The organism is Streptomyces aureoversilis (assembly GCF_042657885.1).
Lineage (GTDB): Bacteria > Actinomycetota > Actinomycetes > Streptomycetales > Streptomycetaceae > Streptomyces > Streptomyces aureoversilis.
The window spans coordinates 175,347-196,743 of the sequence record NZ_JBHSKJ010000006.1 but is presented as its reverse complement, the minus strand read 5'-3'; the positions used below and the strand labels follow the sequence as shown (position 1 = coordinate 196,743).

16 protein-coding genes are annotated in these 21,397 nt (G+C 73.8%); 13 read left to right on the top strand and 3 right to left on the bottom strand.

What is annotated here, in order from left to right; genetic code table 11:
* Positions 1-20: 20 nt before the first annotated feature.
* From ACFPP6_RS12885 to ACFPP6_RS12860, 6 genes are read left to right on the top strand one after another with little or no spacing between them, the layout of a single operon-like run.
* The gene (locus tag ACFPP6_RS12885; RefSeq protein WP_382040553.1) at positions 21-1,727 is read left to right on the top strand and encodes an acyclic terpene utilization AtuA family protein; all 1,707 of its coding nucleotides are present in this window, start codon (positions 21-23) and stop codon (positions 1,725-1,727) included.
* Entirely contained in the window at positions 1,724-3,322 is a 1,599-nt protein-coding gene (locus tag ACFPP6_RS12880; protein ID WP_382040550.1) for an acyl-CoA carboxylase subunit beta, read from the top strand. Before ACFPP6_RS12885 ends, ACFPP6_RS12880 begins: the two co-directional genes overlap by 4 nt.
* 35 nt (positions 3,323-3,357) lie before the next feature.
* Positions 3,358-5,736, top strand: a complete 2,379-nt coding sequence (locus ACFPP6_RS12875; RefSeq protein ID WP_382040547.1) for an ATP-binding protein — start codon at positions 3,358-3,360, stop codon at positions 5,734-5,736.
* Positions 5,733-6,890, top strand: a complete 1,158-nt coding sequence (locus tag ACFPP6_RS12870) for an acyl-CoA dehydrogenase family protein (RefSeq protein WP_382040544.1) — start codon at positions 5,733-5,735, stop codon at positions 6,888-6,890. Before ACFPP6_RS12875 ends, ACFPP6_RS12870 begins: the two co-directional genes overlap by 4 nt.
* Before the next feature lie 14 nt (positions 6,891-6,904).
* Positions 6,905-7,633 carry an enoyl-CoA hydratase family protein gene (locus tag ACFPP6_RS12865; protein ID WP_382040541.1) on the top strand — a complete coding sequence of 243 codons (729 nt, stop codon included), beginning with the start codon at positions 6,905-6,907 and terminating at the stop codon, positions 7,631-7,633.
* Positions 7,621-8,220 (top strand): TetR/AcrR family transcriptional regulator, encoded by a 600-nt coding sequence (locus ACFPP6_RS12860; RefSeq protein WP_382040539.1) that lies wholly within the window; start codon positions 7,621-7,623, stop codon positions 8,218-8,220. The genes ACFPP6_RS12865 and ACFPP6_RS12860 overlap by 13 nt, the downstream gene beginning before the upstream one ends.
* A gap of 102 nt (positions 8,221-8,322) precedes the next feature.
* Here the strand turns inward: ACFPP6_RS12860 and ACFPP6_RS12855 are convergent, their stop codons facing one another.
* Positions 8,323-9,441 carry a citrate synthase 2 gene (locus tag ACFPP6_RS12855; RefSeq protein WP_382040536.1) on the bottom strand — a complete coding sequence of 373 codons (1,119 nt, stop codon included), beginning with the start codon at positions 9,439-9,441 and terminating at the stop codon, positions 8,323-8,325.
* A gap of 362 nt (positions 9,442-9,803) precedes the next feature.
* Here ACFPP6_RS12855 and pdxH point away from each other — a divergent pair, with 362 nt between their 5' ends.
* A complete protein-coding gene (gene pdxH / locus ACFPP6_RS12850; protein WP_382040533.1) occupies positions 9,804-10,511 on the top strand; it encodes a pyridoxamine 5'-phosphate oxidase in 708 nt (235 codons plus the stop codon).
* 335 nt (positions 10,512-10,846) lie between these two features.
* Positions 10,847-12,271: a PAS domain-containing protein gene (locus ACFPP6_RS12845; RefSeq protein WP_382040531.1), complete on the top strand. Its 1,425-nt coding sequence runs from the start codon at positions 10,847-10,849 to the stop codon at positions 12,269-12,271.
* 61 nt (positions 12,272-12,332) lie between these two features.
* Here ACFPP6_RS12845 and ACFPP6_RS12840 read toward each other — a convergent pair whose 3' ends face one another.
* Entirely contained in the window at positions 12,333-13,088 is a 756-nt protein-coding gene (locus tag ACFPP6_RS12840; protein WP_382040528.1) for an SIS domain-containing protein, read from the bottom strand.
* Between the two features lie 195 nt (positions 13,089-13,283).
* Between ACFPP6_RS12840 and ACFPP6_RS12835 the strand changes: the two genes are divergently transcribed.
* The 3 genes from ACFPP6_RS12835 (at position 13,284) to ACFPP6_RS12825 (ending at position 17,031) form a co-directional block, all read left to right on the top strand.
* Positions 13,284-13,976 carry a metal-dependent transcriptional regulator gene (locus tag ACFPP6_RS12835; RefSeq protein WP_030369085.1) on the top strand — a complete coding sequence of 231 codons (693 nt, stop codon included), beginning with the start codon at positions 13,284-13,286 and terminating at the stop codon, positions 13,974-13,976.
* A 527-nt stretch (positions 13,977-14,503) separates the two neighbouring features.
* A complete protein-coding gene (locus ACFPP6_RS12830; RefSeq protein WP_382040525.1) occupies positions 14,504-15,373 on the top strand; it encodes an alpha/beta fold hydrolase in 870 nt (289 codons plus the stop codon).
* Positions 15,374-15,525: 152 nt separating this feature from the next.
* On the top strand, positions 15,526-17,031 hold the full coding sequence (locus ACFPP6_RS12825; RefSeq protein WP_382040522.1) for an FAD-dependent monooxygenase: 1,506 nt from the start codon (positions 15,526-15,528) through the stop codon (positions 17,029-17,031).
* Positions 17,032-17,058: 27 nt separating this feature from the next.
* On the opposite strand, the gene ACFPP6_RS12820 is transcribed toward ACFPP6_RS12825, so the two are convergent.
* Positions 17,059-17,733 carry a bifunctional DNA primase/polymerase gene (locus ACFPP6_RS12820; protein ID WP_179082226.1) on the bottom strand — a complete coding sequence of 225 codons (675 nt, stop codon included), beginning with the start codon at positions 17,731-17,733 and terminating at the stop codon, positions 17,059-17,061.
* Positions 17,734-18,059: 326 nt separating this feature from the next.
* On the opposite strand from ACFPP6_RS12820, the gene ACFPP6_RS12815 reads away from it, so the two are divergent.
* Both ACFPP6_RS12815 and ACFPP6_RS12810 read left to right on the top strand, forming a co-directional pair.
* A complete protein-coding gene (locus ACFPP6_RS12815) occupies positions 18,060-19,451 on the top strand; it encodes a transcriptional regulator (protein ID WP_382040519.1) in 1,392 nt (463 codons plus the stop codon).
* Between the two features lie 998 nt (positions 19,452-20,449).
* Positions 20,450-21,298 carry a hypothetical protein gene (locus ACFPP6_RS12810; RefSeq protein WP_382040516.1) on the top strand — a complete coding sequence of 283 codons (849 nt, stop codon included), beginning with the start codon at positions 20,450-20,452 and terminating at the stop codon, positions 21,296-21,298.
* Positions 21,299-21,397: the final 99 nt, after the last annotated feature.

Below are 21,397 nucleotides of genomic sequence, written 5' to 3'. Positions count from 1 at the left end.
TCCCGAGGGAGCGGCACACAGTGACAGACCCCGAACCCTTACGTCCGCTGCGGATCGGCAACGCCTCCGGCTTCTACGGCGACCGCTTCGGCGCCCTCCGCGAGATGCTGACCGGCGGCCCCCTCGACGTCCTCACCGGCGACTACCTGGCCGAGCTGACCATGCTCATCCTCGGCCGCGACCGCCTGAAGGACCCCGCCCGCGGCTACGCCGGGACCTTCCTCCGCCAGCTCGAGGAGAGCCTCGGCCTCGCCGCCGACCGCGGCGTGAAGATCGTCGCCAATGCGGGCGGACTCAATCCCGGCGGCCTGGCCCGTGAGATCCGCGCCCTCGCCCGCCGCGTCGGCGCCGACGTCCGCGTCGCCCACGTCGAGGGCGACGACCTGCTGCAGGAGCGGGAGTGGGGCCCGGACGTCCTCACGGCCAACGCCTACCTCGGCGGCGCGGGCATCGCCGCCTGCCTGCGCGCGGGCGCGGACATCGTCGTCACCGGCCGCGTCACCGACGCCGCGCTGGTCACGGGCCCCGCCGCCGCCCACTTCGGCTGGCTCGCCGACGACCTGGACCGGCTGGCCGGCGCGGTCGTCGCCGGGCACGTCCTGGAGTGCGGCACGCAGGCCACGGGCGGTAACTACTCCTTCTTCACCGAGCACGACGTCCGCCGCCCCGGCTTCCCGATCGCGGAGATCCACGCCGACGGCTCGGCCGTCATCACCAAGCACCCCGGTACGGGCGGCGCCGTCACTGTGGGCACGGTCACGGCCCAGCTCCTGTACGAGACGGGCGGCCCGCGCTACCTGGGCCCCGACGTGACCGCCCGCCTGGACACCGTCCGGCTGGCGCAGGACGGCCCGGACCGCGTACGGATCAGTGGCGTGCGGGGCGAGGCCCCGCCGGCCACGCTCAAGGTGGGGCTCACGCGCGTGGGCGGGTGGCGCAACGAGGTCGTGTTCGTGCTGACGGGCCTCGACGTGGAGGCCAAGGCCGCCCTCGTGCGGGAGCAGATGGAGGACGCGCTGGGCAAGCGCCCGCCCGCCGAGGTCCGGTGGACGCTCGCGCGCACGGACCACGCCGACGCGGAGGTGCAGGAGGAGGCGAGCGCCCTGCTGCGGCTCGTCGTGCGCGACCCCGACCCCGAGGCGGTCGGCCGCGCCGTCAGCGGCGCCGCCGTCGAGCTGGCCCTGGCCAGCTGCCCCGGCTTCCACGTCACCGCGCCGCCGGGCCGCGGGTCCCCGTACGGCGTGTTCGAGGCCGCGTCGGTCGACGCGTACGCCGTCCGGCACACGGCGGTGCTGCCGGACGGGACGCGGCTGCGGGTGCCCGCCGTACCCGCGGCCGCCGAGGGGGAGCCCCCGCCCGAGCCCCCCGTCCTGCCCGAGCCGCTGCCGCGCGGGCCCGTCCGGCGCGCGCCGCTCGGGCTCGTCGCCGGGGCGCGCAGCGGCGACAAGGGCGGCTCGGCCAACGTGGGCGTGTGGGTGCGCACGGACGAGGCGTGGCGCTGGCTGGCCCACGAGCTCACCGGAGCGCGGTTCCGCCGGCTCCTGCCGGAGACCGCCCGGCTCCCCGTCACCCGCCACGTCTATCCGGGCCTGCGCGCCCTCAACTTCACCGTCGGCGGGCTCCTCGGCGCCGGCGTCGCCTCCCAGGCCCGCTTCGACCCGCAGGCCAAGGCCCTGGGCGAGTGGCTGCGCTCCCGGCACATGGACATACCGGAGGTGCTGCTGTGACGGTGCTGACGTCCCGGCTCGACACGTCGGGCGCGGAGTACGCCGCCCACCGCACGGCGATGCTGGAGCGGCTCGACGCGATCGCGGCGGAGCACGCGCGCGCCCTGGCCGGAGGCGGGGAGAAGTACGTCACCCGGCACCGGGCGCGGGGCAAGCTCCTCGCCCGCGAGCGGGTGGAGCTGCTGATCGACCCGGACACGCCCTTCCTGGAGCTCTCCCCGCTGGCCGGGTGGGGGAGCGACTACACGGTGGGCGCCTCCCTCGTCACCGGCATCGGAGTGATCGAGGGCGTCGAGTGCCTCATCACGGCCAACGACCCGACCCTGCGGGGCGGGGCCAGCAACCCCTGGACCCTGAAGAAGGCCCTGCGGGCGAACGAGATCGCGTTCGCCAACCGGCTGCCGGTCGTCTCGCTCGTCGAGTCCGGCGGCGCCGACCTGCCGAGCCAGAAGGAGATCTTCATCCCGGGGGGCGGGCTGTTCCGGGACCTGACGCGGCTGTCCGCCGCCGGCATTCCCACGGTGGCGGTGGTGTTCGGCAATTCGACGGCCGGAGGCGCGTACGTCCCCGGCCTGTCCGACCACGTGATCATGGTTGAGGGGCGCTCGAAGGTCTTCCTCGGCGGGCCGCCGCTCGTGAAGATGGCCACGGGGGAGGAGAGCGACGACGAGGCCCTGGGCGGTGCGGAGATGCACGCGCGCGTGTCCGGTCTCGCCGACTACTTCGCCGTCGACGAGCTCGATGCGCTGCGTTCGGCGCGGCGTGTGGTTGCGCGGCTCAACTGGCGCAAAGCGCAGCCCGATCCGGGGGGCGCAGAGCCGCCTCTGTATAACGAGGAGGAACTTCTCGGCATCGTGCCGGGTGATCTGAAGGTGCCCTTCGATCCTCGCGAAGTCATCGCCCGTGTGGTGGACGGGTCGGACTTCGACGAGTTCAAGGCGCGGTACGGGAGCAGTCTGGTTGCCGGGTGGGCCGGTATCCACGGGTATCCCGTGGGGGTCCTCGCCAATGCGCAGGGTGTTCTCTTCAGCGAGGAGTCGCAGAAGGCCGCGCAGTTCATCCAGTTGGCCAATCAGCGCGACGTGCCGCTCGTCTTTCTGCACAACACAACCGGATACATGGTCGGGCAGGCCTACGAGCAGGGCGGCATCATCAAACACGGCGCGATGATGATCAATGCGGTGGCGAACTCCAGGGTGCCTCATCTGTCGGTGCTCATGGGCGCCTCCTACGGGGCCGGGCACTACGGCATGTGCGGGCGGGCCTTCGACCCCCGGTTCCTGTTCGCGTGGCCCAGCGCCAAGTCCGCCGTCATGGGGCCGCAGCAGCTCGCGGGGGTCCTGTCGATCGTCGCCCGCGCTTCGGCCGAGGCGAAGGGGCTGGCGTACGACGAAGAAGCCGACGCCGCGCTGCGCGTCATGGTCGAGCAGCAGATCGAGTCCGAGTCCCTGCCCGTGTTCCTCTCCGGGCGGCTCTACGACGACGGCGTCATCGACCCGCGGGACACGCGGACCGTGCTGGGGGTGTGCCTGTCGGCGATTCATACGGTGCCGGTGGAGGGCGTGCGGGGTGGGTTCGGGGTCTTTCGGATGTGAGGTGAGGGTGAGGGGATGGGGAGGGTGATGGCCGAGTGATCGGGTCACTGCTGGTCGCCAACCGGGGCGAGATCGCGTGCCGGGTCTTCCGCACGTGCCGGGAGCTGGGCATTCGTACCGTCGCCGTGTACTCGGACGCTGACGCCGGCGCGTTGCACGTACGGGAGGCCGATGCGGGGGTGCGGCTGCCCGGGGTTGCCGCCTCGGACACGTACCTGCGGGGGGACGCGGTGGTGCGGGCCGCGCTCGCCGCGGGCGCGGATGCCGTGCATCCGGGGTACGGGTTCCTCTCCGAGAGCGCGGAGTTCGCGCGGGACGTGGAGCGGGCGGGGCTGGTGTGGGTCGGGCCGCCGCCCCCGGTGATCGAGGCGATGGCCTCGAAGACGCGCGCCAAGCGGATCATGTCGGAGGCGGGGGTGCCGGTGCTGGCGGCGTCCGCGTCGGCGGCGTCCGCGCCGACGGCATCCGCCGGGGAGCCGCCGTTGATCCTCAAGGCCGCGGCGGGCGGGGGCGGGCGGGGGATGCGCGTCGTACGGGACCCCGCCCTGCTGGAGTCCGAGCTCGCCTCCGCGCGGGCGGAGGCCATGGCCGCCTTCGGCGACGACGAAGTCTTCGTCGAGCCGTACGTGGAGGGCGGGCGGCATGTGGAAGTGCAGGTCCTCGCCGACGCGCACGGGGGCGTGTGGGTCCTGGGGACGCGCGACTGCTCGCTGCAGCGGCGGCACCAGAAGGTGATCGAGGAGGCGCCGGCGCCGGGGCTCCCGGAAGAGCTGCGGGGGGTGCTCGGCGAGGCTGCGGCGGCTGCGGCGCGGGCCATCGGGTACGTGGGGGCCGGGACGGTGGAGTTCCTGGTGAAGGACGGGCGGGCGTTCTTCCTGGAGATGAACACGCGTCTGCAGGTGGAGCATCCGGTGACGGAGGCGGTGTACGGGCTGGACCTGGTGGCACTGCAGATCCGGGTGGCGGAGGGGGCGGCGCTGGGCGCTGCGCCGCCGGTGCCGTCCGGGCATGCGGTGGAGGCGAGGTTGTACGCGGAGGACCCGGGGGCGGGGTGGCGGCCGCAGACGGGTGTTGTGCGGGAGCTGTCGGTGGGTGCGTGGGGGTGCCGGTGGCGGGGGCTCCGGGGTGGGGGTCCGGGGCCGTATATTTACGGGCCCGCTCGCGGCGACGTGGTGGAGCCCTCGTCCTCATCGGGCCCGCAAATACACGTCAGCGCCCCGGACCCCCACCCCTGCGCCCCCACCCCCTCCCGCCGCACGCCACCAACGGCAGCCGTCCCCGTCCCGCGTTCTGCCGGTGCCAGTGGCCCGCTCACTTCTCCTCCAGCCGCCGCCCCCGGCTCAGCTGCCTCGCGTTCTGGTGCTCCCGGCTCAGGCGCCTCGCGTCCCGGCGCTCCTCGTTCCGGCATCCATGGCTCGGCGGCATCTCATCCCCACGGCTCTCATGCCGACGACGTCTCTCGCTCCGACAACCCCCAACCACGTCAACACGCCCTGCCTCAATGGGTGGGTGGGTGGGCCGAAGACCGCGCCGGAGGCGCGGGATACCTCCGCGTCGACGCGGGCGTCGCCACGGGCGACACGGTCACCCCGTACTACGACCCGCTGCTGGCGAAGGTGATCGCCTGGGCGCCCACCCGCCAGGAGGCGATCCGCCTACTGGCGCACGCGCTGGAGCGCGCCCGTATCCACGGGCCCGTCACCAACCGCGACCTCCTCGTACGGTCCCTCCGTCACGAGGAATTCGCCGCCGGGCGTATGGATACCTCCTTCTATGAGCGGCACTTGGCCGAACTGACCGCCCCGCGCGCCGGCGGCGCCGCAATCGCCGCCCTCGCCGCGGCCGTCGCGGACGCACAAGGCCGCTCCCGCTTCGGCGGCTGGCGTAATCTTCCCTCCCAGCCTCAGGAGAAGCGATATCGCTCCGAGCCGGATGGCACCTCGTACACCGTGCGCTACCGCCTCACCCGGCACGGCCTGGAGGCTCAAGGCGCCACCGGCATCCGGCTGGTCGCGGCGGACCGCAGCCACGTGGTCCTGGAGGCGGACGGGCTCCGTACGGCCTACGACGTGAGCGCTTACGACGACCGGGTCTTCGTGGACGCACCGTCCGGCGCCCATACGTTCACCCCCCTGCCCCGCTTCCCCGACCCCGGCGCCATGCCCACGGCGCCGGGCTCTCTGCTGGCCCCCATGCCCGGCACGGTGGTCCGCCTCGCGGACGGGGTCGCCGAGGGGTGCGTGGTCGAGGAAGGGCAGCCCCTGCTCTGGCTGGAGGCCATGAAGATGGAGCACCGCATCGTCGCTCCGTCCGCCGGCACGCTCACCGCCCTGCACGCCGCCCCCGGCCGCCAGGTCGAGGTCGGCGCCCTGCTCGCCGTCGTCACCGAGGAGCCGAAGGAGCCGTTGTCATGAGCTTCGTAGAGACCCGGGAACATCAGGATCTGCGTGCCGCCGTCGCCGCTCTCGGCAGCCGCTACGGGCGGGAGTACGTCACCGCGGCCGTCCGCGACGGCAAGCACACCGACGAGCTGTGGGCGGAAGCCGGCAAGCTCGGCTACCTGGGCGTCAACCTCCCGGAGGCGTACGGGGGCGGCGGCCGCGGCATGGTCGAGCTCGCCGTCGTCCTGGAGGAGCTCGGCGCCGCGGGCTGCCCGCTGCTGCTCATGGTCGTCTCGCCCGCCATCTGCGGCACGGTGATCGCCCGCTTCGGCACGGAGGAGCAGAAGCGGCACTGGCTGCCCGGCATCGCCGCCGGGACGACGAAGATGGCGTTCGGCATCACCGAGCCCGAGGCCGGATCGAACTCGCACCGCATCACGACGACGGCCCGCCGCTCCGGCGGGGACTGGGTGCTCAACGGCCGCAAGGTCTTCATCTCGGGCGTGGACGTCGCCGACGCGACACTGATCGTGGGCCGTACGGAGGACTTGCGGACGGGGAAGCTCAAGCCGTGCCTGTTCATCGTGGACCGGGACGCTCCTGGGTTCACGAGGACTCCCATACCGATGGAACTCGCCGCTCCGGAGAAGCAGTTCGAGCTCGTCCTCGACGACGTGCGGCTGCCCTCCGATGCCCTGGTCGGCGACGAGGACGCCGGCCTGCTGCAGCTCTTCGCCGGCCTCAACCCCGAGCGCATCATGACCGCCGCCTTCGCCATCGGCATGGGGCGCTACGCCCTGGGCCGGGCCGTCGACTACGCCCGCACGCGGACGGTGTGGCGCGAGCCCATCGGCGCGCACCAGGCCGTCGCGCACCCGCTCGCCCAGTCGCACATCGAGGTCGAGCTCGCCCGGCTGATGATGCTGAAGGCGGCCCATCTCTACGATTCGGGCGATGACATGGGGGCGGGCGAGGCGGCCAACATGGCCAAGTACGCCGCCGCCGAAGCCGCCGTCCGCGCCGTCGACCAGGCCGTGCACACCCTCGGCGGCAACGGCCTCGCCTCCGAGTACGGGCTCGCCCAGCTGCTCACGGCGTCGAGGGTGGCGCGGATCGCCCCGGTCAGCCGGGAGATGATCCTCAACTACGTGTCGCACCACACGCTCGGCCTGCCCAAGTCGTACTGAGAAAGGCGGCTTAGATGAAACTGGTCCACCGCTCCTCGGAGCAAGGCGTCACCACGCTGACCCTGGACTCCCCGCACAACCGCAACGCCCTGTCGTCCCGGCTGGTCGCCGAGCTGCTGGAGGGCCTGGCGGAGGCTGCGGAGGACGCCGGTACGCGTGCCGTCCTGCTGACCCATGCCGGCAACACCTTCTGTTCGGGCGCCGATCTGAGGGAGACGGGCACGGACGGCCCGCAGGCCCTCGTACGGCTGATGCGCGCGGTGGTGGAGCTGCCCAAGCCGGTGGTGGCCCGGGTGAACGGCCACGTGCGCGCCGGCGGGCTGGGGCTGCTGGGGTCCTGTGACATCTCCGTGGCGGGGGAGGCGTCGTCCTTCGCCTTCACCGAGGCCCGGCTGGGGCTCGCGCCCGCCGTCATATCCCTGCCGCTGCTGCCGCGCCTCGACGCGCGGGCGGCGGCTCGTTATTACCTGACCGGAGAGCGGTTCGGGGCGGCGGAGGCCGTACGGATCGGGCTGGTCACCGCGGGGGAGGAAGATCTGGGGCCGGTTCTGGACGGGCTGCGGCGCGGCTCGCCCCAGGGGCTCGCCGAGTCCAAGGCCCTGGTCACGGCGGACGTGCGGCGGGTCTTCGACCGCGATACGGCCCGGCTGACCGAGCTGTCCGCCCGGCTCTTCGGCTCCGCCGAGGCCCGCGAGGGCATGACCGCCTTCCTCGAGCGCAGGGAGCCGGAATGGACGCGCTGAGCCTGCCCAAGCAGGACCGCAGCCGCGCCACGCGCCGACGGCTCCTCGAAGCGGCGATCGCCTGCCTCGCCGAGCACGGCTGGGCCGGTTCGACCGTCTCCGTCGTCGCCGAGCGCGCGGGCGTCTCGCGGGGGGCCGCCCAGCACCACTTCCGCACCCGGGAGGACCTGTTCACGGCCGCGGTGGAGTACGTGGCCGAACAGCGGTCGGCCGCCGTGCGCGGCCTGCTGCCCCAGGTGCAGCTGATCATCGGCCCGGCCCGTACGTACCTGGCCGTCGTCCAGCTCGTGGACCTGTACACGGGGCCGCTGTTCCGCGCCGCCCTGCAGCTGTGGGTCGCCGCCGCCAACGACGCCGCGCTACGGGCCCGGGTCACCGAACTGGAGGCGCGGGTCGGCCGGGAGGTCCACCGGATGGCGCTGGAGCTCCTCGGCGCGGACGAACGCCGCGCGGGCGTGCGCGAAACGGTCCAGGGCTTCCTCGACATGTGCCGGGGCCTGGGCCTTGCCCACCTCCTGACGGACGACACCGCCCGCCGCGACCGTGTGGTCCGGCACTGGACGGGCGTCCTCAGCGATCTGCTGTGAGGCCGCCGCCCCGTTCGGTACGGCCCCGGGTCCCGGGGGCGTACGGCTGTGCGGGCAGTTGCGCGGGTTCGCGCAACTGCCTTCGCCGGTCAGGGGGCGGCGTCAGCCCGCTACCGCCGCCGTGCCCGTGATGTCCGCGAAGCCGTCGACCTCGCGCGGGTCGCGCGGGCCCGGGCCCACGTAGCGGGCGGAGGGGCGGACCAGGCGGCCCGTGCGCTTCTGCTCCAGGATGTGCGCGCTCCAGCCCGCCGTGCGGGCACAGGTGAACATCGACGTGAACATGTGCGCCGGGACCTCCGCGAAGTCCAGGACGATGGCCGCCCAGAACTCGACGTTCGTGGCGAGGACCCGGTCGGGGCGGCGGTTGTGGAGCTCCTCCAGGGCCGCCTTCTCCAGGGCCTCGGCGACCTCGTAGCGCGGTGCGGCCAGCTCGCGGGCCGTGCGGCGCAGGACGCGGGCGCGCGGGTCCTCCGCGCGGTACACGCGGTGGCCGAAGCCCATGAGGCGCTCGCCGCGGTCCAGGGCCTGCTTGACGTAGGCCGTGGCGTCGCCCGTGCGCTCGATCTCCTCGATCATGCCGAGGACGCGGGAGGGCGCGCCGCCGTGCAGCGGGCCGGACATGGCGCCGACCGCGCCCGAGAGCGCCGCGGCCACGTCGGCGCCCGTCGAGGCGATGACGCGGGCCGTGAAGGTGGAGGCGTTCATGCCGTGCTCGGCGGCGGACGTCCAGTAGGCGTCGACGGCCTTGACGTGCTTGGGGTCGGGCTCGCCGCGCCAGCGCTTCATGAAGCGCTCGACCACGGTCTCCGCCTTGTCGATCTCGCGCTGCGGGACCATCGGCAGGCCCTGGCCGCGCGCCGACTGGGCGACGTAGGACAGGGCCATCACGGCGGCGCGGGCCAGGTTGTCGCGGGCCGTGGCCTCGTCGATGTCGAGGAGGGGCTTCAGGCCCCACACGGGGGCGAGCATCGCGAGCGCGGACTGGACGTCGACGCGGATGTCCCCCGAGTGGACGGGGATCGGGAACGGCTCGGCGGGCGGCAGACCGGGGTTGAACGAGCCGTCGACCAGCAGGCCCCAGACGTTGCCGAAGGACACCTGGCCGACCAGGTCCTCGATGTCGACGCCTCGGTAGCGGAGGGAGCCGCCTTCCTTGTCGGGTTCGGCGATCTCCGTCTCGAACGCGACGACTCCTTCGAGTCCGGGTACGAAGTCGGACATCAGGCGGCTCCTCATGATGTGTGCGACAGCTGGGGCGCCGGGCCCGGTCGGGCGCGGCTGCTCGGTGCGACTCGTGGTCCGTCACCGGTCATCCGGGTCATGCCCCGTGCGGAGGGGTCTTCACCCGGTTCCGCGCCCGGACCCCTGACGGGCGGGCTCGTTCCGGATTCCGGCCGGAAACGATAGCCGGTGATGTGCGGGTACCACAGCTTCCCGCCCTGCGATTTTGGGGGGTTCGCCACATGCGGCGAAAGGTGATGTCCGGCACAGTGGGGGTTTTGCCCACGGGAGGGTTACGGAGGGCCGGTTGAGGGCAGGCTGATCTGCTGACCCTGGGCGTTTCGCGGGCCTTTGCTGACAGGATGGGCCGCGTGACCCACGCCGACGAGTTCCCCGCCCCCGAATTCCACGGCGGTGCGCTGGACGCCGCCGCCATGCGCGAGCAGTACCGCTCCGAGGGCCTCCTGGAACGGGACCTCGCCCCCGATCCGTACGAGCAGTTCGCGATCTGGTTCGCGCAGGTGTTCGCGGCGGGGCTGCGGGAGCCCAACGCCATGGTCGTCTCCACGGTCGACGCCGAGGGCCGGCCCGGCTCGCGGACCGTGCTGCTCAAGGGCTACGACCAGCGGGGCTTCGTCTTCTACACCAACTACGGCTCGCGCAAGGCCGCGGACCTGGCGGGCAATCCGCACGTCTCGCTGCTCTTCCCCTGGCACCCGATCGGCCGTCAGGTCATCGTCGCCGGCCGGGCCGAGCGCGTGGACCCCTCGGAGACGGCCGTCTACTTCCACTCGCGGCCGCGCGGCTCGCAGCTGGGCGCGTGGGCGAGCGCGCAGTCGGCTGTCGTCGCGTCGCGGGAGGAGATCGACGCCGCGTACGAGCGGCTGCTGGCCCGCTATCCCGAGGGGGAGCCGGTGCCCGTGCCGACGGGCTGGGGCGGATATCGCGTGACCGCGGAGAGCGTGGAGTTCTGGCAGGGCCGCGAGAACCGGCTGCACGACCGGCTGCGGTACGTGCGCGAGGTGCGTGGGGGAGAGGCGGGCTGGCGGGTGGAGCGGCTCGCCCCGTAAGGCGGTGAAGCAGACGATCCGTGGGCCGGCTACCGCCGCGCCCTGCGGCGCGGCGGTGCCGAGCGGACGACTCGGCGGCCCACGGATCGGGTGACTGCTCGGGATTGGCCGGCGGATCCCCTCAGCTGCAGCTGCGAGGCCCCGGCGTTGCGCTTGGCGCGACGACGGGCGCTAGCCCGCAGTCACCTCACGCGTCCGGAAAGAAATCATGTCCCGAACCACCTCCCTTCTCGTGTGCTCACCACCCTAGGAAGCGTGCGGGTGAGCGACAACCGAATTTCCGGTGGGCAACGATTTCCCCGAAGACGGTGTGGTGCCCATCACGGTCGAGTTGAATGACCCGTCGTGCAGGACATGCAGACGCGTCCAGCTGGGGGTACCTCGTGACCGCACCACACACGTCAGGCCCGGCCCGCCCGGCCGCCGCGCCCGGTTCGGTGGAAGCCGCCGACAGCGACGACTCCGGCCTCCTCGCGGCGCTCCTCGACGGCATGGACACCGCGCTGTGCGCCTTCGACGCCGAGGGCACGGTCACCCACTGGAACCGCGAGGCCGAACGGATACTGGGCTGGACGGCGGCCGAGGCCGTCGGTCGGCAGGGGCTGGCCGGCTGGGCGGTGCGGCCCGCCGACGCCGCGGAGGTCGCGGCCCGGCTGGACGCGGCCATGGCGTCGCCCGGCCGCCACGTGCACGAGTTCGCGCTGCTCACCAAGGACGGCGGACGGGTGCTGGTGCGCACCCAGCTGTCGGCCCTGCCCGGCGCGGGCGACCGGCCCGCCGGGGTCTACTGCGCGTTCAGCGAAGTGCACACGCAGATCGACCTGGAGCGCTCCATCGCGCTCAGCGAGGCCCTCTTCGGGGACGCGTCCTGGGGCGTCGTGCTCGTCGACGCCGACCTGCGCCCGGCCCTCGCCAACGCCCACGCCGCGCGCGCCCTGCGCACCGGCCGTACCGCCCTCCTCGGCCGGCCGCTCGGCGAGCTGCTCGACCAGGGGGTGGAGGAGGTCGAAGGCGCCCTCCAGCACGTCCTCGCGGCGGGCGCCCCGCCCGCCCCCACCGACCTGTGGGTGACCCTGCGCGACCAGGGCGGCACCCCGCCGGAGCGCCGCTGCTGGCGCAGCGGCTTCCTGCGGCTGGCGTCGCCGCTCGCCGAGGAGCCGGTGCCGCTGGGGGTCGCCTGGCTGTTCCTGGACGTCACGGCCGCCCGGCTCACCGAACAGGACAGCGCCCGGCTGCGCTTTCGCGCGAGCCAGCTGCATCGGGCCGGCCGGGCCGTCGCCGAGTGCGAGGACCCCATGGAAGCGGCCTCCCTCTACATGGACTTCGCCCTCGCGGGCTTCGCCGACCACGCCCTGATCGACCTGCTCCCCGAAGCGCGCCCGGCTCCCGAGCCCCCGGTCCGGCTGGTCAGAGCCACCGCCACGCCGGCCGGCACCCCGGGGCCCTGCCCGGCCATGGGCCGCGGCGGACTGCCGGTGCCGTATCCGGACGGGCACCCCGCCCTGCAGGCCGTCGAGCGCTGCGGCTCCGTCCGCGCGGCCTCGGACTGCACCGAGACCTGGGCCGCCGCGCGCAAGTGGCCCGAGGGCACCGTGCACGCCCTCGCCACGGTGCTGCGCAGCCGCGGGCGGACGCTCGGCGTGGTGACGTTCCTGCGCGGGCCGTCGCGCCGCCCCTTCGACCGCTCGGACGCGACGTACGCGGAGGACATCGCGTGCCGGGTGGCGGCGTCGATCGACTTGGCGGGACCGACGCCCTGATGCGGGCGGGTGCGCCTGGTGTTGGCGTGCGGGCGCGTCCAGTGGTGGCGGGCGGGCGCGCCTAGTGACGGAAGAAGATCCGGTCCCCGTACTCGCGCAGCAGCCGCCCGTTCCACTCGTGCCCGCCGTCCACGTTGCCCGAGCGCAGCATCGGCGGGTCGATGCCGCGGGCGGCCAGCTCGCCCGCGGCGGCCGCGACGACCGCCTGCATCAGAGCGCTGGTGACGACCGTCGACGCGGGGGCGAAGGGGGCCGCGATGCCGTCCGCCGTGAGCTCCGCGTCCCCGATGTCGATCTTGCTGTCGATGACGAGGTCGCAGTGGTCCTTCAGGAACGTGCCGGAGGAGTGGCGGGACCGGGTGTGCTCGGCGTAGGCGAGCGAGGTGACGCCGATGACGCGGACGCCGAGCGCTCGGGCGTTCATGGCCATCTCCACGGGCAGAGGGTTCCGCCCGGAGAGGGAGATGACGATCAGGACGTCGCCGGCCTGCACGGGGCTGGTGTCCAGGACCGCGCCCGCCAGGCCGTTGACCCGCTCCAGGGCGCTGCCGAGCGTGGCCGGCATGACGTCGAGGCCGACGACTCCGGGGACGGCGAGGAGGTTGATCAGGGCCAGGCCGCCCGCGCGGTAGACGACGTCCTGGGCGGGGAGCGAGGAGTGGCCGGCGCCGAAGGCGAAGATCCGGCCGCCGTCCGCCACGGTGTCGGCGAGCAGGGACCCGGCGGCCGTGATGTGCCCGGCCTCCTCGTCGCGCACGCGCTGCAGCAGCCCGATCGCGGCGTCGAAGAACTGCCCGGCCAGCTTGTTCTCGCTCATCGCTGCGGGGCTCCTTAGATCGAGATCCGGTGGCGCGTACGGTCTGGCGTACGCTCGTGGCGCGGATCACGTTGCGGTCTGGACCAGGGCCCTGTCAATACGGCGGGCGGGCAGGGGGCGTACGCGGCACCGTTGTCGGCGGTATGCGTCAGAATTGGGTTCAGGGGCCAGCGCACGACTTATCGAGGGGCACGCATGTCCGGACTGATCGACACCACGGAGATGTATCTCCGCACCATTCTCGAGCTGGAGGAGGAGGGTGTGGTCCCCATGCGTGCCCGCATCGCCGAGCGGCTCGACCAGAGCGGGCCGACGGTCAGCCAGACCGTGGCCCGCATGGAGCGCGACGGCCTGGTGTCCGTCGCGGGCGACCGGCACTTGGAGCTCACCGAGGAGGGCCGCCGGCTGGCCACGCGCGTGATGCGCAAGCACCGCCTCGCCGAGTGCCTTCTGGTGGACGTGATCGGCCTGGAGTGGGAGCAGGTCCACGCCGAGGCCTGCCGCTGGGAGCACGTGATGAGCGAGGCGGTGGAGCGCCGCGTGCTGGAGCTGCTGCGCCACCCCACCGAGTCGCCGTACGGCAACCCCATCCCGGGCCTGGAGGAGCTGGGCGAGAAGGCCGAGCCGGACCCGCTGCTCAATGAGGACATGGTCAGCCTGATGGACCTGGACGCCGGGTCCGACGGCAAGACGGTGGTCGTACGCCGGATCGGCGAGCCGATCCAGACGGACGCCCAGCTGATGTATTCGCTGCGGCGCGCGGGCGTTCAGCCCGGTGCGGTGGTCAGCGTGACGGATTCGGCGGGTGGTGTGATCGTCGGCAGCAGCGGCGAGGCCACCGAGCTGGAGCCGGACATCGCGGCGCACGTCTTCGTCGCCAAGCGCTGACGCCTTCCGGCGCTGAGGCCTTCGGCCCGGATCCCCGTTTCGCCCGACGCCCCGCTGCGCACGGCCGCCTCCGCGGCCCGCGGCGGGGCGTTCTGCTGCGCCGGTTCCCCTTGCGCTGCGTCAACTCCCTTGAATCTGGCTGGAGTCCGCGTAACGGACCCGCGGGCGGCCCGGCCGTGCCACGCTGTCGCTGGCGCGCATATGCGCGGCACGCCGCCGCCCCGGGGAGGGAGAGCGCGATGAGGCCGGTGGGGTGTGACGAGGGCCCCGGCGCCCTTCCGGGCAGCCGGGGCCCTGCCTCCCCATATACCCCCGTGGCGACCCGGAGCCCCGAGCTCTCAGGGTCCGCCCCGCGGACCTTCTTCCCCGAGCGGTCCGCGCCCAGGTCGATTAATCCCCTGGGTGCCGCCGGTCAACCCTTCCCCGAGGTCACTCGAACGAGGGGTGTTGCGCGCGATGAGCATGCATTCGAATGTAAGTTCTATATCGTGAAGCTGCTCGGGGGAGAGTAGGGGGTGCCAGGGCTCATGGTTCGGCGTATCGACGTGAGTGGGAGCGGCGGAGTGCGGCTCGCGGCCTGGGAGTTCGCCGATCCGCCCAAGCATCCCTGCCGGGAGGGGACGGGCGGTCCCGGCGCGGTGCTGCTGCTCCACGGCCTGATGGGCCGCGCCGCGCACTGGGCGGAGACCGCCCGCTGGCTCTCCGGCCGCCACCGCGCGGTCGCCCTGGACCAGCGGGGCCACGGCCGCAGCGAGCGCCCCGCCGACGGCCCCTACACCCGCGACGCCTACATCGCCGACGCCCAGGCCGCGATCGAGAGCCTGGACCTGGCGCCCGCCGTCCTCATCGGCCACGCCATGGGCGCCCTGACCGCCTGGCAGCTCGCGGCCCGCCGCCCCGACCTCGTCCGGGCCCTGGTCATCTGCGACATGCGGGCCTCCGCCCTCGGAGCCGCCACGCAGCGGGAATGGGGCGAGTGGTTCAGGTCCTGGCCGGTCCCCTTCGCCACGCTCGCGGACGTCCGCAAGTGGTTCGCCGAGGGCGACCCCACCCTGGAGCGCCCCCGCCCCGCCCGCGGGGACTACTACGCCGAGATCATGGCCGAGCGCGCCGACGGCTGGCGCCCCGCCTTCTCCCGCCGCCAGATGCTCCAGGCCCGCGAGACCTACGCCCACGACGCCCACTGGGAAGAGCTCGCCCTCGTCCAGTGCCCCACCCTCGTCGTCCGCGGCCCCGACGGCGAACTGGGCCGCGCCGAAGCCCAGGAGATGGTCCGCGTCCTGCCCCGCGGCACCTACGCCGAAATCCAGGACGCGGGCCACCTCGTCCACTACGACCAGCCGGAGGGCTGGCGACAGGCGGTGGAGGGGTTCCTGGAGTCGGCGCTGCGGGCGTAGGTGCTGCGGCGCAGGGGGAAGGTGCGGGCCGCTCCCGGCGGCAGGCGGCGCTGGTGGCCGCACATTAATTCAACAAGCGTTGACATATCTCGGGCGCGGGTGTGCACTGGCATTACGGCCACATGTACTGACGAGCCACCCGAGGAGCCGTCATGTCCTCCCCGCTTTCCCCCCGGACCGCTTCCACCCCTCCCTCCGCCCCCGCCGACGTCATCGTCGTCGGCGCAGGCCCCACCGGGCTGTTGCTCGCCGGGGACCTGGCCGCCGCCGGTGTGCGGGTGACGGTGGTGGAGAAGAGGGCGCGGGAGTCCAATCTGACCCGGGCGTTCGCCGTTCACGCGCGCACGCTGGAGGCCTTCGACGCCCGGGGGATCGCCGAGCCGCTGCTGGCCACCGGGCCCTTCCTCGACACCCTCCGGATCTTCGGGCGCGGGAGGATCGACCTCTCCCGGCTGCCCAGCCGGTTCCCCGGCGTGCTGATGACACCGCAGTACGAGACGGAGCGGGTGCTGGAGGAGCGCGCCCTGAAGGCCGGTGCCGTGCTGCTGCGCGGGGCCGAGGTGACCGGGCTGCGGCAGGACGCCGACGGCGTCGAGCTGGACGTCCGTAACAAGGACATCCGTAACAAGGACGCCCGTGACGACGGCGTCCGTGACGACGGCGACGGCGCGGAGGGCGGAGCCTCCGAGACGCTGCGTGCCGCCTACGTCGTCGGGGCCGACGGCGTCCGCAGCGCCGTGCGCAAGGCGCTCGGGATGCCCTTCCCCGGGCGGTCCGTGCTGCGGTCCGTCATGCTCGCCGACGTACGGCTGGAGACCGAGCCCGGCGGGCTGCCCGCCTTCAACAGCGGCCGCGACGGCTTCGCCTTCCTCGTGCCCTTCGGCGACGGCTACTACCGGGCCATCGCCTGGCGGCGCGGCTGCGAGCTGCCCTCCAGTGCCCCCGTCGAACTCGACGAGCTCAAGGCCGTCACCCGCGCCGCCTTCGGCACCGACTACGGCATGCACGACGCGCGCTGGACCTCGCGCTTCCACAGCGACGAGCGGCAGGTGCCGCGCTACCGGCAGGGGCGCGTCCTCCTCGCCGGCGACGCCGCCCACGTCCACTCGCCCGCCGGCGGGCTCGGCATGAACGCCGGGCTCCAGGACGCCGCCAACCTCGGCTGGAAGCTCGCCGCCGTCCTCAAGGGCACGGCCCCCGACTCCCTGCTCGACAGCTACCACGACGAACGCCACCCCGTCGGACGGCTGGTGCTGCGCCTGAGCGGCACCCTCGTGCGGTCCGTGCTGCTCGCCTCGCCCGTCGCCCGCGGGCTGCGCGACGCCGTCGCCCTGGCCGCGCAGGCCGTGCCCTTCGCCACCGACCGGGGCGCGCTCATGATCTCCGGCATCGGCATCGACTACCCCGCGCCGCCCGGCTCCCACCCCCTGACCGGGCGCCGCGCCCCGGACCTGCCCCTTGCGGAGCGCCCGGGCGGGCCCTCCCGCCTGTACGAGGCGCTGCGCGCCGGGACGTACGTCCGCGTCCTGCCGCGCGGCGGGGGCGCACCGCCCCACGACGAGGCGGGCGTCACCACGGTCACCCGTGCCGACGCCCGCCCCACGACGCTCCTCGTCCGGCCCGACGGGTACGTGGCCGAGGCCGCCGATCACGGCTGACCCCGCTCGCGCCCGCCGCCGCGTGCCTCACCTGCGGCGGGCGTCCGCCGCATCCCGCCCGCACGCGTACGCCAGGGCGCTCACCAGCTCCTCCGCGTCCGGCAGCCAGCGGTTGGCGGCCGTGGGCTGGCGCGCCCACTGCACCGAACCGCGCGTGCCCATGCGGGTGGGCGGCGCGACCACGTAGTCGCCCTCGCCGCGGGCGATGAGGTCCAGCGACGTGGGGTGCCAGCCCAGCTTCCGGGCGAGGTCCGCGACCTTCAGCGCCCCGCCGGGCAGGACGAAGAACTGCATCCGGCGGAACGGCGTGCACATGACCGGCCCCAGCTGGATGTCCATCCGCTCCATCCGGGCCAGCGCCAGGCACCCCGCGGTCTCCGGGACGTCCAGCGCGTCGAACGTGCGGCCCGTCGGCAGCAGGACCGAAGCGGCGGGCTGCTTCTGCCACATGCGGCGGACGGCGACCGCGCTGCCGGTGGCCTGGGTCGCCCAGTCCGGACGGTCGGGGTGCGCACCGGGGGCGGGGCAGCCGGGATCACCGCACGAGCAGTGCTCCCGCCCCTCCTCCACCTGCAGCCACGTGCCGCCGAATACGTCCCAGTGCCGCTCCTCCGCATACCTGACAGCGGCGTCCAGCAGTTGCTCGCTGCGCTGTTGGGGGATGTGCGGGGCTCCTACTGCGATGGTCTCTTCCACGCCCATCACAACTCCCCTCGTCACGAGGGGTTACGGCTCAGGCTCACGCTTGTGGGCGGTGCCAGGACATGCACGTGGGGCGCACGGATGCATGTACGGGGGCGCAGACGCGGGTTGGCTGCCGAGGGTGGGTAGCCACCTCTGCGGCGACAGGGCGAGACCGTCAATGTCTGGCCAATGCCGCCTTTGCTGTCATTACCGTTAAGTCCGCATTCTCCGGACATTCAGGGGGCAAAGATCACAGGGGAAGACGCAGTCGTGAGCTGTCTCAGCTTCTCCGCATTCCGCGGCGGACGGCGCCGCGAACGCTTAGCAGTTTCAGGGGGTACAGCATGGCCGCACGGCCACTCGTGGCGCGGCAGCCGAACGAACGGCTGCAGGCGCTCATTCAGGAAGCCGCCTGTTCCAACGCCGGCCTCGCCCGGCGCGTCAATATGTGCGGCGCCGAGCACGGGCTCGACCTGCGCTACGACAAGACTTCCGTAGCGCGCTGGCTGCGCGGCCAGCAGCCGCGCGGGCGGGCCCCCGCCATCATCGCCGAGGCGCTGGGCCGCAAACTCGGGCGCACCGTCACCATCGACGAGATCGGCATGGCGAACGGCAAGAACCTCGCCTCCGGCGTCGGCCTGCAGTTCTCGCCGACCGTGCTCGGCGCGATCGAGCAGGTGTGTGAGCTGTGGCGGAGCGACGTCGGCCGGAGGGACTTCCTCAGCGGGACGTCCGTCGCCTCCTCCGCGCTCGTCGAGCCCAGCCGCGACTGGCTCATCACCGGCGCCGACCCCCAGGTCGCCCGCAACGCCGGGGCGCGCGTGGGGCCGTCCGACGTCGACGCCGTGCGCGCCACCACGGAGGCCCTGGTCGAACTCGACCACCGGTACGGCAGCGGGCACGTGCGGCCCGTCGTCGTGCACTACCTCAACAGCGTCGTCTCCGGGCTGCTCGCAGGCTCCTACCGCGAGTCCGTGGGGCGCGAACTCTTCGCCGCCGTCGCCCGGTTGACCGAGCTCGCGGGCTACATGGCCGTCGACACCGGCCAGCCGGGCCTCGCCCAGCGGTACTACATCCAGGCGCTGCGCCTCGCCCAGGCTGCGGGGGACCGTGGGTACGGGGGGTACGTGCTGGCCGCCAGCATGAGTCACCTGGCGGCTTCGTTGGGGAACCCAAGGGAAATCGCCCAGTTGGCGAAAGCAGCACAGGAAGGAGCGCGGGGGCACGTCACACCGCGGGCCGAGGCCATGTTCTACGCGGCCGAGGCGCGCGGGCACGCCCTGCTCGGCGACGCACGGTCGTGCCAGAGCGTCGCGGCCAAGGCCATGGCCAAGCTCGAACAGGCCGGGGACCCCTCGCCGGACTCCGGCGACGACCCCTCCTGGATCCGGCACTTCGACCACGCCTACCTGGCCGACGAACTGGCCCACTGCCACCGGGACCTCGGGCAGGCCGAACCGGCCCGGCGGCACGCGGAGGACGCCATCGCCGGGCACGCGGAGGGACGGGTGCGCAGGCGTGCCATCGGGATGCTGCTGCTGGCCACGGCGCAGGTCCAGCAGCGGGACGTCGACGAGGCGTGTGCCACCGGGGTGCGGGCGCTGGACCTGCTGGGCACGCTGAGGTCGAACCGGGGTGCGGAGTACCTGGACGACTTCCAGCAGCGACTCGCGCCCTACCGGGAGGAGCCGGTGGTACGGGAATTCGGGGCCCGGCTGGAGGTGCAGGCGGCGTAAGGGGGACCGCCGGAACCGCCGCCCCCTGCCCCTTACCGGGCAGGGGGCGGCCGCATGGCCCTGCCGTGCGGCGACCCGGTAGCGTGGCCGCGCTATCGATAAGTTGCCGTACAGCTTGAGGAGTCCCGGTGACGCAGAGCGGACAGGGCAACGCGCCTCAGCCGGCCCCCGGCCGGCCCTGGGGCGAGCCGTGGGGGACCGACGCACAGCGCGCCCCCCTGCCGCCCGAGATGCCGCCGGGCACGCCGCCGGGCGCGCCGCCGCGCCCCGGTGACTCCGAGGCCACGCAGTACCTGCCGCCGGTCCTGGGCACCGGGCCCGCCCCCGCCGCCCCCGACTCCGCCTCCGAGGCCACCCAGTACTTGCCGCCGGTCTCCTCCGGACCGCTTCCGGGTGCGCCGCAGCCGCCTGCGCCGTACGCGCAGGGGGGCGCTGCGCAGGGCGGCGCCGGCCAGGGCGGCGCCGGGGGTGCCCAGGGAGGTGCCCCGGGCGGGCAGTCCGCGGATCCCGCGACCCAGTACTTGCCGCCGCTCCCCGACTCGGCCGCGGCGGCCACGCAGTACCTGTCACCGGTCGGCGGAAACGCTTCTTCGGACGGGGCTTCGGCCGCCACCCAGTACCTTCCGCCCGTGCCGGGGTCTGCGCCCTCCGGTGGGGACGCGGCTGCCGCGGCGACCCAGTACTTGCCACCGGTCGGCGGAAACGCTTCTTCGGACGGGGCTTCGGCCGCCACCCAGTACCTTCCGCCCGTGCCGGGGTCTGCGCCCTCCGGTGGGGACGCGGCTGCCGCGGCGACCCAGTACTTGCCACCGGTCGGCGGAAACGCGTCCTCGGGCGCGGCCCCCGCCGCAGGCGCCCCGTATCCGGCGCCCGGCGCCGGAGGCGCGTCGTCCGCCGGTGAAGCGACTCAGATGCTTCCCCCGCAGACCGGAGGCCCCGTCCCGCCGCCCGGCGCCGGCGCGCCCGCCCCCCGGCCGCCCCTCGGGAGCCTTGGGGGCATGGCCCCGCAGGGGGAGCGGCCGCCGCCCTCCGAGTTCGACGGGCTGTTCCGCGCCTCAGCCGACGCCGCTGCCGGCACCGCCGCCCGGCAGGCCGGCCGCGAGCCCGCGGCGGCCGGGCACGTACCCCCGCCGCGCGGCCCGCACGCGGCTCCCCGGCACCTCGCTCCCGCCTCCCCGCCCTCCCGGCGGAAGCTGCCCACCGCAGCCATCGTCGGCATCGTCGTCGCCGGCTGTGCCGCCGCCGGGCTCGCCGCCGGGGCGCTGCTCAGCGGCGGGGACGACAAGAAGAGCGACCCGCCGCAGAACGCCGCGGTCAGCTCCGCGGCGCCCAGCAGCGCGCCGGAGGACGACGGCGGCAAGAAGAAGGAGCCGTCCGCCGACCCCGCGGACCCGGCCCTCGCCCAGGCCAAGGCCCTGGACGCCCTGCTGAAGGACAGCAACAACAGCCGCGACGCCGTCATCAAGGCCGTCGACTCCACCCGTAACTGCAAGGACCTGGGCAAGTCCGCCTCCGACCTGCGCGACGCCGCCAAGCAGCGCGACGGCCTGGTGACCCGCCTCCAGCAGACGGCCATCGACAAGCTCCCCAACAGCGCCCAGCTCTCGGCACAGCTCACCAAGGCCTGGAAGTCCTCCGCGTCCGCGGACACCCACTACGCGGCGTGGGCGGACCAGGTGGGCGGCAAGCACGGGTGCGTCAAGGGCCACGCCCGCCCGTCCGGCGAGAGCGTCGCCGGCGACCGGGCCAGCGGCGAGGCGACCACCGCCAAGAAGGCTGCCGCGGAGCTGTGGAACCCGATCGCCAAGAAGTACGGACTGTCGCAGCACTCCTGGGCGCAGCTGTAGCGGCGGCCGCGGCGCTCAGCCGCGATCACCGGTGACGGCGGGGCGCCGGTGACGGCGGGGCGCCCGTGACGACGGCGATCGCAGCGGTCGCGGGCCAGG

Excerpts from the sequence above, each read along its gene's own strand:
- pdxH (WP_382040533.1), top strand. The coding sequence starts at position 9,804 with ATGGGCCGCGTGACCCACGCCGACGAGTTCCCCGCCCCCGAATTCCAC.
- ACFPP6_RS12840 (WP_382040528.1), bottom strand. The coding sequence starts at position 13,088 with ATGAGCGAGAACAAGCTGGCCGGGCAGTTCTTCGACGCCGCGATCGGG.
- ACFPP6_RS12830 (WP_382040525.1), top strand. The coding sequence starts at position 14,504 with ATGGTTCGGCGTATCGACGTGAGTGGGAGCGGCGGAGTGCGGCTCGCG.
- ACFPP6_RS12810 (WP_382040516.1), top strand. The coding sequence starts at position 20,450 with ATGGCCCCGCAGGGGGAGCGGCCGCCGCCCTCCGAGTTCGACGGGCTG.
- ACFPP6_RS12865 (WP_382040541.1), top strand. The coding sequence starts at position 6,905 with ATGAAACTGGTCCACCGCTCCTCGGAGCAAGGCGTCACCACGCTGACC.
- ACFPP6_RS12845 (WP_382040531.1), top strand. The coding sequence starts at position 10,847 with ATGACCCGTCGTGCAGGACATGCAGACGCGTCCAGCTGGGGGTACCTC.
- ACFPP6_RS12870 (WP_382040544.1), top strand. The coding sequence starts at position 5,733 with ATGAGCTTCGTAGAGACCCGGGAACATCAGGATCTGCGTGCCGCCGTC.
- ACFPP6_RS12825 (WP_382040522.1), top strand. The coding sequence starts at position 15,526 with ATGTCCTCCCCGCTTTCCCCCCGGACCGCTTCCACCCCTCCCTCCGCC.
- ACFPP6_RS12835 (WP_030369085.1), top strand. The coding sequence starts at position 13,284 with ATGTCCGGACTGATCGACACCACGGAGATGTATCTCCGCACCATTCTC.
- ACFPP6_RS12820 (WP_179082226.1), bottom strand. The coding sequence starts at position 17,733 with ATGGGCGTGGAAGAGACCATCGCAGTAGGAGCCCCGCACATCCCCCAA.
- ACFPP6_RS12855 (WP_382040536.1), bottom strand. The coding sequence starts at position 9,441 with ATGTCCGACTTCGTACCCGGACTCGAAGGAGTCGTCGCGTTCGAGACG.
- ACFPP6_RS12815 (WP_382040519.1), top strand. The coding sequence starts at position 18,060 with ATGGCCGCACGGCCACTCGTGGCGCGGCAGCCGAACGAACGGCTGCAG.
- ACFPP6_RS12860 (WP_382040539.1), top strand. The coding sequence starts at position 7,621 with ATGGACGCGCTGAGCCTGCCCAAGCAGGACCGCAGCCGCGCCACGCGC.